General features: G+C 36.9%; 10 protein-coding genes and 1 pseudogene. 7 read left to right on the top strand and 4 right to left on the bottom strand.

The window, feature by feature from the left end:
• Positions 1-121 precede the first annotated feature (121 nt).
• Positions 122-1,722: pseudogene (ggt, locus tag Q5N69_RS17305) on the top strand (gamma-glutamyltransferase).
• A gap of 231 nt (positions 1,723-1,953) precedes the next feature.
• On the opposite strand, the gene Q5N69_RS17310 reads toward ggt, so the two are convergent.
• The 4 genes from Q5N69_RS17310 to Q5N69_RS17325 all read right to left on the bottom strand — a co-directional run bounded on the left by Q5N69_RS17310 (position 1,954) and on the right by Q5N69_RS17325 (position 6,926).
• Entirely contained in the window at positions 1,954-3,273 is a 1,320-nt protein-coding gene (locus tag Q5N69_RS17310; RefSeq protein ID WP_304370343.1) for an amidohydrolase, read from the bottom strand.
• Between the two features lie 88 nt (positions 3,274-3,361).
• On the bottom strand, positions 3,362-5,122 hold the full coding sequence (locus Q5N69_RS17315; RefSeq protein WP_304370344.1) for an RluA family pseudouridine synthase: 1,761 nt from the start codon (positions 5,120-5,122) through the stop codon (positions 3,362-3,364).
• A 281-nt stretch (positions 5,123-5,403) separates the two neighbouring features.
• Complete coding sequence (locus Q5N69_RS17320) at positions 5,404-5,838, bottom strand: hypothetical protein (RefSeq protein WP_304370345.1); 435 nt, start codon at positions 5,836-5,838, stop codon at positions 5,404-5,406.
• A gap of 122 nt (positions 5,839-5,960) precedes the next feature.
• Positions 5,961-6,926 carry a siroheme synthase gene (locus Q5N69_RS17325; protein ID WP_304370346.1) on the bottom strand — a complete coding sequence of 322 codons (966 nt, stop codon included), beginning with the start codon at positions 6,924-6,926 and terminating at the stop codon, positions 5,961-5,963.
• A gap of 213 nt (positions 6,927-7,139) precedes the next feature.
• Between Q5N69_RS17325 and prmA the strand changes: the two genes are divergently transcribed.
• From prmA to purD, 6 genes are all read left to right on the top strand, one after another.
• Entirely contained in the window at positions 7,140-8,021 is an 882-nt protein-coding gene (gene prmA, locus Q5N69_RS17330; RefSeq protein WP_304370347.1) for a 50S ribosomal protein L11 methyltransferase, read from the top strand.
• Between the two features lie 194 nt (positions 8,022-8,215).
• The gene (dusB, locus tag Q5N69_RS17335; protein WP_304370348.1) at positions 8,216-9,181 is read left to right on the top strand and encodes a tRNA dihydrouridine synthase DusB; all 966 of its coding nucleotides are present in this window, start codon (positions 8,216-8,218) and stop codon (positions 9,179-9,181) included.
• 16 nt (positions 9,182-9,197) lie between these two features.
• A complete protein-coding gene (gene fis, locus Q5N69_RS17340) occupies positions 9,198-9,485 on the top strand; it encodes a DNA-binding transcriptional regulator Fis (RefSeq protein WP_304370349.1) in 288 nt (95 codons plus the stop codon).
• Positions 9,486-9,631: 146 nt separating this feature from the next.
• The gene (gene purH, locus Q5N69_RS17345; protein WP_304370350.1) at positions 9,632-11,233 is read left to right on the top strand and encodes a bifunctional phosphoribosylaminoimidazolecarboxamide formyltransferase/IMP cyclohydrolase; all 1,602 of its coding nucleotides are present in this window, start codon (positions 9,632-9,634) and stop codon (positions 11,231-11,233) included.
• 242 nt (positions 11,234-11,475) lie between these two features.
• Complete coding sequence (locus Q5N69_RS17350; protein WP_304370351.1) at positions 11,476-12,285, top strand: class I SAM-dependent methyltransferase; 810 nt, start codon at positions 11,476-11,478, stop codon at positions 12,283-12,285.
• Between the two features lie 78 nt (positions 12,286-12,363).
• Positions 12,364-13,653: a phosphoribosylamine--glycine ligase gene (gene purD / locus Q5N69_RS17355; protein WP_304370352.1), complete on the top strand. Its 1,290-nt coding sequence runs from the start codon at positions 12,364-12,366 to the stop codon at positions 13,651-13,653.
• Positions 13,654-13,749: the final 96 nt, after the last annotated feature.

Genomic DNA, 13,749 nt, shown 5'->3' on the forward strand with positions numbered 1-13,749 from the left:
TCAAAACCTAGTTCGTCACAAATTATAGTAAGGAAAGTTCTTGAAAAAATTCATAGCCTTTATCGTTACGTTAGTTTTTATTAATGGATCTTTAGCAGCGAATACTCAGTCAGCCGTTGCTATGCCTGATAGTTATAGTGCTGAAACTGCTCAAAAAATATTACAAAGTGGTGGTAATGCAATTGATGCGGCTATCGCAGCACAATTTGTTTTAGCGGTTACTTTACCTGAAGCTGGCAATATTGGTGGTGGTGGCTTTATGACGATTTATAAAGATGGAGAAACAGACTTCCTTGATTATCGAGAAGTTGCACCTGCTGCTGCTCATAAAGATATGTATCTTGATGAAGACAAAAATGTAATACCTAACTTATCTCTGTATGGAATTTTGTCAGCCGGCATCCCTGGTACTGTTGAAGGTATGTGGCAAGCCCATAAAAAGTATGGCACTAAATCATGGCAAGCGTTGTTGGCTCCAGCAATTATGTTAGCAGAAGATGGCTTTATTGTGCATCGTACGCTGAAAGAAGCCATAGATTGGCGTATCAACAGTTTTAAGAAAGAAGACATTCATGTCAACTTTGCTCAATACTTTTCATCGGCAGAAATGGGAAAAAATTTAAGCAACCAGAGTTGGCTGCAACATTAAAGCTTATTGCTAAAAAGGGTCGTGATGGTTTTTATAAAGGTAAAACCGCTAAAACAATCAGTAATTTTATGGCCGAGCACGGCGGTATTATTACTGAAAAAGATTTAGATGGTTACCGTATTAAATGGCGTAAACCTATTCAAAAGAAATGGCGTGGCTACGATGTAGTAACGGCTCCTCCACCAAGTTCAGGTGGTATTGCGGTGCTACAGTGGTTAACTATGTATGATGTTGTGAAGGCTAACCTTGTAAAAAATGAAGACGTTAAACAAGGTCAAACACTTACCTACAACTCTACGCAATATATTCATGTGTTATCAGAAGTTGGAAAATGTGTGTTTGCTGACCGAGCTGAATACTTAGGTGACCCAGATTTTTATGATGTACCTCAATCAGCATTATTAAGTCAGGCGTATCTTGAAAAACGTGCAGCTGATATCTCAATCAACAAAATATCGATTACCGAAGATATTAAACCAGGCTTGAAAGAGAGTATGGATACTACGCATTTTTCTATTCTCGATAAATGGGGTAACGCTGTTTCTAACACAACTACCATTAACTATACCTTTGGTAGTGGAGTGGTGGTTGAAGGTGCAGGCTTTATTTTAAATGATGAAATGGATGACTTTAGTGTTAAGCCCGGCGTTGCTAACATTTTTGGTGCATTAGGTGGAGTAGCAAACGAAATCCAACCAGACAAACGTATGTTATCTTCAATGTCGCCTACGATCTTATTAAAAGATGGTGTAGTTGAATTGGTGACCGGTTCACCAGGTGGAACCACAATAATTTCATCTGTGTATCAGTCTATTCTAAATGCTGTTGAATTTAATATGACAGCTAGCGAAGCTGCTAATGGACCTCGATTTCATCATCAATTATGGCCTAAAAATGTTATCGCTCATTATCCTGGAATTGATGACCAAGTGATTAAAGCATTACATGAGATGGGCTATACAACCAAAGAGCAATCTTTTGGTGATGTGCAAATGATCATTCAACGCGATAATAAAGTAACAGCAGCTTCAGAAGCTAAAAGTCGTCATAGAGGTGTATCGAAAGTTTTTTAAAATTTTGATAAAGGTTTCTGATTAAATAAAGAATAACTCATTAAAAAACCAGCTAGATATTAGCTGGTTTTTTATTGTGAAGGGTTTGCTATTTCGAATAGGTATTAAACGGGTATTTCGTTATTTAACTTCAACTCGGGATAATGAATGTCATAACATTCGATAAAAAGAATTATTTATCAATAAATTAAAAATAGCTTATTGAGTAACTTTGCTTATCCCGAGCTGAGGTTATTTACCCATTAAATCAAACAAAGCAATAACTGTGGTTTCAACACCTGCCTTTACTGATGGCTCAGGGGATACTTTGAATTGTGGGCTATGATGGCTACCTACTTGCGGTCCTCCAGCTTTAGCTCGGTCAAAATCTGCTTGTGGAGTGCCACCAACGGTAAAATATACGCTTGGGATATATGGGTCAGTAGTAAAAAAACCAAAGTCTTCAGCGCCCATACCTAATTCATTAGGTGCTATAAGTGCATCAGATCCCATTTTTTCTGTTACCAATACTTTTAAGCGTTGAGCTAATTTTTTATCATTATAAGTTGGCGGATATGCATTATCATTAACAATAACTTCAGGTAACTTATCTTCAGGGATACCCGCTGTGCGGGCTGTGCCAATGGCAACACGTTCTATTGCTGATAATAACTGTTTTCTAACCCTTGGGTTAAGGCTTCTCACGGTAAGTTGTAAGTGTGCTTGATCAGAAATAATATTATGCTTTGTACCTGAATGGAATGCTCCAACAGTGATAACACCTGCATCTCTTGGTGCTAATTCGCGGCTAATAATGGTTTGCAAATTAGTGACTATTTGAGCACCAATCATAATTGGATCTTTACCTTGATGTGGGTAAGCACCATGTGCGCCAACACCGTTAACAATAATGTCTATTGAATCAGAACCTGCATAAGGAGATGATTCATCAACTGTCACTTTACCTGCAACTGAATCAGCATCTACATGAAAAGCAAAAGCATAATCGGGTTGTCCAAAGCGTTGCCAAATTTTATCTGCCATCATGGCTGATGCACCAGGACCTTTTTCTTCTGCTGGTTGGCCAATAAGCATTAAAGTACCCGACCATTTACTTTTGTTTTTCGCCATATATCGAGCGGTGCCAACCAATGCCGTCATATGTACATCATGACCACAAGCATGCATAACATTAACTTCTTTCCCGTCCCAATCTGTCATCATGGCTTTAGAAGCATTAGGTAAACCGGATAACTCTTTTACGGGTAATCCATCCATGTCAGCCCGTACCATTACCATAGGACCTGAGCCATTTTTCATTATAGCCACAATGCCTGTTCCACCAACATTTTCAGTGACTTTATATCCGATAGAGCTTAATTCTTTTGCTAAATGTTTAGCGGTTTTATGCTCCATTAATGATAATTCAGGATTGCGGTGAAAGTGATCCCATAGTGGAGCTAAATGCTCTTGGTAATCTTTGTTGATTGATTCAGATAGATTTGATGCTTTAACAATATTCGACGTTAACATTATCGTAATCATTAAAATGAACGAACTTTGAATTTTCATATCCTTGACCTTTTATTGTCTGAAGTGTGTAACTTTAAAAAAGTTACTAGGATAATCCTAGCACTATTTTATTGAACAGCTAGTGTTATTAAAATTCAGCAGGGCAGTGAAATGATATTTCTTCTTTAGTGATAGGGTGGCTTAAGCTAATACTTTCAGCATGAAGATGTAAACGTGTCGACTTATTACCATAAAGGTCATCACCTAAAATAGGCATATTTAAACCTAAAGGATGTGCACAGTGAACTCTTAATTGATGAGTACGCCCTGTTTTAGGTGATAAATATAACTTGGTTTTGTTATCTATATGCTCAATAAGTTCCCAAGTAGTATGAGCAGGTTTTCCGCTTTCTTCACAAACTATTTGGCGAGGGCGATTATAAAAGTCACCAGTTAAAGGAAGAGCAATTTCACCTTTAGGAGTGCAAGTTAACTTACCTTCCAATAGCGCAACATATCTTTTAGTGACAGTTCTCGCTATAAATTGTTTTTGTAATTGTTTATGAGCTCTTTTAGTTAACGCGATCACCATTAAGCCTGAAGTAGACATATCAAGTCGGTGTACAATTATAGGTCCGGTAGCGCTTGGAATTAATTGCTTAATACGTGTTTGCACTGAATCTTGAATATTTTTACCGGGAACAGAAAGTAGGTCATTCGGTTTATTTACTATGGCCATCACGTCATCTTGATACAAAATTTCAAGAGTTTTGGCGTGGGCGGTATTTACTAATAAAGGGTTTTCATCTTGCGCTATGCCATCTAGCATCCAATTAAGAATAGGTTCACATTTTCCCGAGCATGCAGGATAGTAGTTTTTGTGTTGTCTGATTTCAGACTTAGGCGACATTCCCCACCAAAATTCAGCCATAGCTAATATTTTAAAGTTATTTCTGAAAGCATATTGAATTAACTTAGGTGCAGCACAATCCCCTGAGCCTGATGGTGGAATTTGCTGAGGTGTTGGTTTGAAAATATCTTGTAGTGATTGAGTACAACCCGCTTTATTTACCATTTGATATTGTTGAAACAATTGATTTTGCAAAACAGAAGAACGGCTTTGTCTTTCATCTTTAAGGTTTGTTATTTCGTTTTCTAGTATGTTGAGCGCTTTTTGTGTCTCATCTATTTTCTGTTGCCATTGTTGTTTTAGAGCTTTTAATTGGTTTTTATCATGTACGCTTTCTTTAGCTAGTAAAGCAAATAGTTGAGTTAATGCTTCATTATCTTTTTCTTGCGAATTAGTATTGCTAGCAAATATTTGTTCGGCTTCTGCTCTTCTTATTTTTCGTGCCTTTCTGTTTACTGCCATTAACGCTTGATGTTTTGTAACATCAGTTTGGCATTCATCAATTAAAAAGGTCAACTCGTGGTTTAAAGCTTTCAGCTGTGGATTATTTTCAAGCTTAGTTAACTGTGCCGTTAATTCATTTATTGCTAACTGCTCTCGATCAAATTGTTGTGAAAATAAAAGTTCTGAAACTTTATTATCAACTTCTTCATGTTGTTTTACGCGTTGTTCGGTTTCAGGTACTGAAGGTACGAATCGCCCAACCGTATATTCACCACATAGCTTTCCTGAAAAGCCCGTTAGGTAACCTATCTCTTTTTGCCCATTTTCAACCAATAACACACCAAACATTTTTCCCGAGGCATTGTCTTTGTTATCACCTAAACCAAAGTTATGCTGCCATGTAGTTTGACTAAGCAAATAATCTTGTAATTCTTTAGCCGCTAACACGCATAATGGATGCGGCTCATAATAAAACGGAAAGGTAAAATATTCGGGCAATGAATAGTTTTCTATTGAGCTTTTGAAAGGAATAAAGCAATTTTCAGTTTTAAGCATTCTATGAACCATGATGAATTGGAGTGATACAGATCTACCTCTATGTCGACTTAGCAATATATAAGAAGACTGAATAACAACATTATACGGGTTTGAATAGGTTTGTGCAGAGGTAGATGTGTTTGTACTATTTCTAGTGATAGTTGATTATCGAGTCTGTTTTACATTATAGCTTGTTCACTTACACATACATTCAGTAAAAGGTAAAAATAATACATAAAAAAACGGACCTAAGTCCGTTTTAATATCATGTACTGCTTTAGTACTGTCTTAAGCGAAGATTAACCTTCGTCAGACATCATTGCTTTAGCTTTTGCTTTTGCTGCTTCAGCTTTTTCTTTAGCGCTATCCATTAAGTCAGCACCAGTTTCTTTAGCTGAATCCATAGCTTCTGAACCTGCTTCTTTAGCAGAGTCCATAGCGTCAGCTCCAGCTTCTAAAGCTTCTGAACCAGCTTCTTTAGCTGAATCCATAACTTCACTACCTTTTTCTTTAGCTGTTTCCATAGCTTCAGAACCCATTTCTTTAGCAGAGTTCATTGCATCAGAGCCAGCAGATTTAGCATCATCAAGTAATGAAGAGCTTGATTCAGTTGCTGCAGCTTCCATTTCAGCTTTAGTTGGTTTAGTTTCAGCGTTGTTATCGCCACAAGCTGAAAGTGCTACAACAGAAGCTGCACAGATAGTAGCAGAAATAATTTTTTTAAGATCAAACATAGGTATTCCCTTATTAATATTTATTTAAAACGACCCAGTAATTTTAGCACTTAAAAAGATTAATTGTTATATATTGCTATTAATTTGTTGCAAAAATGTAAATTGTGTTTTTTATCAATGGATTAAATGCCACTGCTTAGCTCTTTATAAGTTATTTTACTTTGTAGCAACGCTTCATTCTTAGGTAAGATGTTATTCCCTGATAATAAATAAATAACTTTTTGACCTTGTTCAGCTAGCTCTAAGGCATGTTGAAAGTTAATTAAAACAGAAGCCAAAATATCTTGAGGGTATTTGTCAGCATCGCGTCTTACATATTCAATCAATGTGAGGTTAACTGTTTCATCATAAAAAACAGCATCGGCAAACTGTAATTCTCGGTGAGCTTTTAAGGTTAAGTTGTCTGGTTCACCATCTAAAGTGTGTATAAAAACAATTTCGCCTTGAGGTGGCACCATAGTTTCTTTCAAATTTGAAATGAGTTGCTGCTCAGCTTCAGTATTTTTCCCATCAAGTATTAATTGTCCGACCGAACCTCTTAATATTTGCTCCCAAAAGCTTCTTCTATTTCTGATCCCTTTTATACGAGCTTTTGCATGGTCTCGGAACTTAAATGCAAAATCTGCCAGTTTTCCGTAACCGTCGGGTAATGTTTTTTCTATTTGCTCACGTAACATTCTTAATAATATAGGTGCACTACCTGAACTAGACATAGCAATTAACATTGGGTCGCGATCTATAATTGCTGGCGTTATATAAGTACAAAGATCGGGTTGGTCTACAACATTTACCAGTAGTTTAAACTTTGTTGCTTCTGCAGCGACAGCTTGATTCACTTCTGTATTATCTGTGGCAGCAATAACTAGGTTAGCGTTTTCGATATGGCCTGCTTCATAATTATGCTGAAGCCAATGGAGTTTGTGGGTTTCAATTAAGCGTTCAACACTAATAGATAACTGCTCAGACATCACCGTAATATTTGTTGTGGTTTTTAGCAGTAACTCAATTTTACGAGCGGCAACATCACCACCCCCTATAACAACTGCGTTGATGTATTTAGCGTCTAAAAAAATCGGGAAATATTTCATGTGTCTACTTTAGGTTGCTTTAGCTAATAGAAGTTTAAATGTTAGGTGTAAACTAATGATGGCGTGATAGCTTATTTATTACAATGATAGCTTATTTATTACAATGATTGCTTTATTATATTTTATTACTTTATGTGGTACTGGTATTAACCTGAGAGTGTTAAACTATGCGCAATAGTTAAATGGTAAATTAAATAATAGTTGAGAGTTAAGATGCCTTGGGTACAGCTTAGATTAAACGCAAATGAAGAAACGGCTGAAAAATATAGCGACTGGTTAAGTGCTAGTGGCGCGCAAGCTGTTACTTTTATTGATGAGAAAGACACGCCTATTTACGAGCCGCTACCTGGTGATGAAGTGATTTACTGGAATCAAACGGTGGTTATGGGGTTGTTTGAAGCTAACCACGACATGGACAAAGTTGTTAGTTATTTAAAAAGTATTCATCCTGACAGAAATGAGATGCAATATAAGCTTGAGCAACTTGAAGATAAAGATTGGGAAAGAGAGTGGATGGATAACTTTCACCCAATGAAATTTGGTGAGCGTTTATGGATTTGCCCAAGCTGGAGAGATGTACCTGAACCTGATGCGGTAAATGTTATGTTAGATCCTGGTTTAGCATTTGGTACAGGCACGCATCCAACCACTGCTTTATGTTTAACTTGGCTTGATGGTTTAGATCTTGTTGGTAAAACTGTTGTAGATTTTGGTTGTGGCTCTGGAATTTTATCACTTGCTGCATTAAAACTCGGTGCAACTAAAGTGATAGGCATTGATATTGACCCGCAAGCATTGCAAGCAAGTTTAGCTAATGCCAAGCGTAATAATGTTGAAGATCGATTGGAATTATATTTACCTGCCGATCAACCTACCTTTAAAGCTGATGTTGTAGTGGCCAATATTTTAGCTGGCCCATTACGAGAATTAGCTCCTACTATTATCGAGTTTGTTGCTGAAAAAGGTGTACTTGCATTGTCTGGTGTTTTAGAAGATCAAGCACAAACACTTCAAGAAATTTATGGTAAATGGTGCAAAATGGACCCCGTTCAAGTGAAAGAAGAATGGGTTCGTTTATCGGGCACAAAAAATTAAGCATAAATAAAATAAATTAGTGGGTAGTTTTTGTTTGTATATTGTACGAAAACTACTCACATCAGTGCTTTACAAAATGTCAATAATAAAAACACAAAAAAAAAGTAATTTTGTTCAATTTATATCCTTTTCAATCGCAAAAAAAACGCGTAAACTTAGCGCCCTTTTGACGAGTAGCTCAAAAAAACAGCAGTGTGAAGATAGGTCCATACCAATTACCAAACAATGTAATTTTAGCGCCAATGGCGGGAATTACAGATCAACCTTTTAGGCAGCTTTGTTGTCGATTGGGTGCTGGGCTTGCAGTATCAGAAATGGTATCGGCAAACCCTAAAGTGTGGGATACAGAAAAGTCTAAACGCCGACTGGTAAGTAATAATGAGTCAGGTATTCGGTCTGTGCAAATTGCAGGATCTGATCCAGACGAATTAGCATTTGCAGCAAAAGTTAATGCTGATAATGGCGCCCAAATTATTGATATTAATATGGGATGCCCAGCTAAAAAGGTAAATAAAAAATTAGCGGGTTCAGCGTTACTGAAAGAACCAAGCCTAGTAGAGCAGATTGTTAAGTCGGTTGTACAAGCGGTTGATATTCCAGTAACACTTAAAATTCGCACCGGTTGGTGTGAAAATACTCGCAATGGAATAGAAATAGCGCAAATTGCTGAACACAATGGTATTCAATCATTAGCTGTTCATGGCCGTACCCGCAACGACTTTTATAAAGGCGAAGCAGAATACGACACCATTAAAGCAATTAAAGCTTCAATTTCTATTCCTGTAGTTGCTAATGGTGATATCACTACAGTTGAAAGAGCTAAGCAAGTACTAGAATACACTAATGCTGATGCAATAATGGTTGGTCGTGGTGCCCAAGGAAATCCTTGGATTTTTCGAGAAATTAATCATTTCTTGGCAACGGGTCAACATTTGTCGGCTCCCTCATTGGATGAGGTACGTTCAGTTATTACTGGGCATGTAAAGGATTTACACAATTTTTATGGTGACTTTATGGGCGTAAGATTTGCTCGTAAGCACGTATCTTGGTATATGCAGACGCGAGATCCAGATAAACAGTTTCGTTCTATTTTTAATGGTTTAGAGTCTGTAAATGAACAGCTCACATCATTAGATCTGTATTTTGATAATTTAACTTAGAAAGAGTCTCAACTTTATGTTTGAACAAAATATTTCCTCTCCATTTATTACTGGTGATTTACAAACTCAGACAAAGGCATCGCCTTTACGTATTCAAGCTAAAATAGCTATCAAAAACTATTTGTCTCAGTTAAATGGTAATGATGTAGATGATATGTATGACCTTGTACTATCGGAAATTGAAGCACCAATGCTTGAAGAAGTAATGCAGTATACTCGTGGCAACCAAACACGCGCTGCGAACTTATTAGGTATCAACCGTGGTACTTTACGCAAGAAGTTAAAAAAATACGGTATGAACTAAGAATTACGGCAGGTTTAACCTGTCACTAAAAAGCACCCTCGGGTGCTTTTTTATTTTACTTTAAACGATTTTTCTATTTTAAGTAACATGTAACTAGAGTGGTTCTTGTTAACATAGTTACTCAATTAAAGGTAAACAAAACAGCAATGGAAACTCCACGCCCAATTAAGCGCGCACTATTAAGTGTATCTGACAAAACAGGTATTGTAGATTTCGCTAGAAGTTTAGCTGGTAAAGGTGTTGATATTTTATCAACAGGCGGAACAGCAAAATTATTAGCAGATAATGGTATCCAAGTAACTGAAGTTTCAAATTACACGGGTCATCCTGAAATCATGGACGGACGTGTTAAAACACTTCATCCAAAAGTTCATGGCGGCATCTTAGCTCGTCGTGGAATTGATGAAGAAGTTATGGCTGAGAACGATATTAGCGCTATCGATATTGTTGTAGTAAACCTTTACCCTTTTGCTGACGCAGTAAGTGATGAGAACTGTAGTTTAGAAAACGCTATCGAAAATATTGATATTGGCGGACCAACTATGGTTCGTGCTGCAGCTAAAAATCATAAAGACGTAACCATTGTCGTTAACGCTCATGATTATGCTCGTGTGCTAGCTGAAATGGATGCAAACAACGATTCATTAACTTATCAAACACGTTTTGATTTAGCTATTGCCGCTTATGAACATACAGCAGCTTATGATGGAATGATCGCAAATTACTTCGGTAAAATGTTACCAGCATACAACTCTGAAGATAAAGATGTTTCATTTGATAACCGTAACAAATTCCCTCGTACTGTAAATAGTCAGTTTATTAAGAAACAAGATTTACGCTACGGTGAAAACTCACATCAAGATGCAGCTTTTTATGTAGAAGCTAATCCTGAAGAAGCTTCAGTATCAACAGCAAACCAAATTCAAGGTAAAGCTCTTTCATACAATAATATTGCAGATACAGATGCAGCTTTAGAATGTGTTAAAGAATTTGATGAGCCAGCGTGTGTAATTGTTAAACATGCCAACCCTTGTGGTGTAGCAATTGGTGATAACATCCTAGCAGCTTATGAAGGTGCTTATGTTACTGATCCTACTTCAGCTTTTGGTGGCATAATCGCATTTAACCGTGAATTAGATGCAGATACAGCAGAAGCTATTGTTTCTCGCCAATTTGTTGAAGTTATTATCGCACCAAGTATTTCTGATGCAGCAGCTCAAATTGTTGCAGCTAAACCTAATGTTCGTTTATTAGAATGTGGTCAATGGGATACTAAAACTACAGGTGTTGATTACAAACGTGTTAATGGTGGCTTGTTAGTTCAAGATAGAGATCAAGGCAGTGTAGCGGCTAGCGATTTAAAAGTTGTGACTAAGCGTCAGCCAACTGAAGACGAAATGCGCGATCTACAATTTTGCTGGAAAGTAGCCAAGTTCGTTAAATCTAATGCGATTGTTTACGTTAAAAACAGCTCAACTATTGGTGTTGGCGCTGGCCAAATGAGTCGTGTTTATTCTGCAAAAGTTGCAGGTATAAAAGCGGCTGATGAGAATCTAGAAGTTAAAGGTTCAGTAATGGCGTCAGATGCATTCTTCCCATTCCGTGATGGTTTAGATGCAGCTGCAGAAGCAGGTATTACAGCGGTAATTCAACCAGGTGGTTCTATGCGTGATGACGAAGTTATCGCAGCAGCAGACGAACATGGTATTGCTATGGTATTTACAGGTATGCGTCACTTTAGACATTAAGCCTTAATTACTTCTCTATAAAGCAGTATTAATATAATCATTAATACTGCTTTGTTTGCGAAGTTAATTTTCATATAAAGATTAACTTCGTAAACAATTATCTGATATATTTCATTACAATTTTATAAAGTTTAAATGCTAATTTAAATCAACAAGTTAGCGTTTGTTATATTACTCATATACATTAAGTCTGCTATAACTGATTTTTTAAAATTAATTCTCGTTAGTTAACGGAGATCACAATGACTACACTGATAAAATTACTTACTGCCTCAATCGTATCGGCAAGCTTATTAACTGCTTGTGCGGCACCTATTCAAGAACCTTCTCAATTAGATCAAGCCATTGCTAGTGATCAACGTTCAGATAAAAACAAAGCACGAGACGTTTACCGTCATCCAAAAGAAACATTAGAATTTTTTGGCTTTGATTCATCTATGACAGTTGTTGAAATTACTCCTGGTGGCGGATGGTATACAGAAATATTAGCTCCAGCTGTAAAAGGTAAAGGTAAGCTTTATGGAGCTCATTACCCAGATACAGGTGAAGATAACTATTTTAGTAACTCTCGTAAGAAATTAGTTAAAATGTTAGCAAGCAATGAAATGTATAGTGAAGTTGAGTTAACCGACTTTGTGCCTAGACAAGAAAGCGCACTAGCACCAAAAGGCACGGCTGACTTAGTACTAACTTTCCGTAATTTACATAACTGGAAAGAAGATGGAACATTACAAGTATTCAAAGATGCTTACACAGCTTTGAAAAAAGGTGGTGTATTAGGTGTAGTTGAACATCGTATGCCTGAAAGTCAAAACTTTGAAGAAAACATTAATAGTGGTTACTTCCCTGAAGCATTAGCTGTAAAATTAGCTTTAGAAGCAGGTTTTACTCTGGTTGAAACAAGCGATATTAATGCAAATCCAAATGATACAGCTGATCATCCTAGAGGTGTTTGGACTTTACCACCAGTATTAAGATTAGGTGACGAAGATAAAGCAAAATATTTAGCGATTGGCGAAAGTGATCGCATGACTTTAAAATTTATAAAATAAACTAACGCTTTTATATAGCGTTGTTAACAAACAGCGCTATATACGTTAATTATTTTAAAACACAGGAAACAATAGTAAATGAACGTTTTAGTTATAGGTAGTGGTGGTCGTGAACATGCACTTGCGTGGAAAATTGCACAATCAACAAATATTGAAAAAGTATTCGTCGCTCCAGGTAATGCAGGTACATCAACTGAAGATAAAGTAGAAAATATAGATATATCTTCTGACGACATTACTGGTTTAGTTGCTTTTGCTAAAACGAATAAAATTGAACTGACTATTGTAGGGCCTGAACAACCACTAGTCGATGGTGTTGTTGATGCTTTTCAAGCTGAAGGACTTGCCATTTTTGGACCTAGTGCAAAAGCTGCGCAATTAGAAGGTTCTAAAGCATTTACTAAAGACTTCCTTGCTCGCAATAATATTCCTACAGGTTATTATCAAAATTTTACAGAAATTGAACCAGCTCTTGCTTATGTTAGAGAGCAGGGCGCACCTATTGTTGTTAAAGCTGATGGTTTAGCGGCAGGTAAAGGTGTAATTGTTGCCTTAACATTAAAAGAAGCTGAAGATGCTATTGAAGATATGTTAGCAGGCAATGCTTTTGGTGATGCAGGTCATCGAGTAGTTATTGAAGAATTTTTAGAAGGTGAAGAGGCAAGCTTCATCGTAATGGTAGATGGCAAAAATGTATTACCATTTGCTACAAGTCAAGATCATAAACGTGCATATAATGAAGATAAAGGTCCAAACACTGGTGGTATGGGGGCATATTCTCCAGCTCCAGTAGTAACACCTGAAATTCATGATCGAATTATGAATGAAGTTATATACCCAACAGTAGAAGGTATGGCTAATGAAGGTGCACCTTACACTGGCTTCTTATATGCTGGATTAATGATTGATGCAGATGGTACGCCTAAAGTCATTGAATATAATTGTCGTTTTGGAGATCCAGAAACACAACCAATTATGATGCGTTTACAATCCGATCTAGCAGAACTTTGTTTATTAGCTTGTAATGCCAAGCTTGATACAGCCACAATTTCTTTTGATGAACGAGCGGCTGTAGGTGTTGTTCTTGCCGCAGGTGGATATCCAGAAAGTTATAATAAAGGTGATGTGATCTCAGGTTTAGAGGTTAATAAAGCTGACGATGCAAAAACTTTTCATGCAGGCACATCTTTAGTTGATGGTAATGTAGTAACTAATGGTGGACGTGTATTATGTGCAACTGCTTTAGGTAATACAGTAACTGAAGCACAAGAGAAAGCTTACACGTTGTTAAATCAAATCTCGTGGAAAGATGTTCAATTCAGAACTGACATTGCTTACCGTGCAATAGCAAGAGAGCAACAAGCGTAACTAATCTATTCTTCAAAGTTTTGACCCGTCCTAATATAGGTTGACAGTCATTTAATTAAAACGCCTGATGTACTTCATTGGGCGTTTTATATTTTA

The sequence above is a fragment of the Pseudocolwellia sp. AS88 genome (genome assembly GCF_030551755.1).
Taxonomy (GTDB): domain Bacteria; phylum Pseudomonadota; class Gammaproteobacteria; order Enterobacterales; family Alteromonadaceae; genus Pseudocolwellia.

Bases quoted from the DNA above. Each gene is read 5' to 3' on its own strand.
- Q5N69_RS17310 (WP_304370343.1), bottom strand. From the start codon at position 3,273: ATGAAAATTCAAAGTTCGTTCATTTTAATGATTACGATAATGTTAACG.
- Q5N69_RS17315 (WP_304370344.1), bottom strand. From the start codon at position 5,122: ATGCTTAAAACTGAAAATTGCTTTATTCCTTTCAAAAGCTCAATAGAA.
- purD (WP_304370352.1), top strand. From the start codon at position 12,364: ATGAACGTTTTAGTTATAGGTAGTGGTGGTCGTGAACATGCACTTGCG.
- Q5N69_RS17350 (WP_304370351.1), top strand. From the start codon at position 11,476: ATGACTACACTGATAAAATTACTTACTGCCTCAATCGTATCGGCAAGC.
- Q5N69_RS17325 (WP_304370346.1), bottom strand. From the start codon at position 6,926: ATGAAATATTTCCCGATTTTTTTAGACGCTAAATACATCAACGCAGTT.
- Q5N69_RS17320 (WP_304370345.1), bottom strand. From the start codon at position 5,838: ATGTTTGATCTTAAAAAAATTATTTCTGCTACTATCTGTGCAGCTTCT.
- prmA (WP_304370347.1), top strand. From the start codon at position 7,140: ATGCCTTGGGTACAGCTTAGATTAAACGCAAATGAAGAAACGGCTGAA.
- purH (WP_304370350.1), top strand. From the start codon at position 9,632: ATGGAAACTCCACGCCCAATTAAGCGCGCACTATTAAGTGTATCTGAC.
- fis (WP_304370349.1), top strand. From the start codon at position 9,198: ATGTTTGAACAAAATATTTCCTCTCCATTTATTACTGGTGATTTACAA.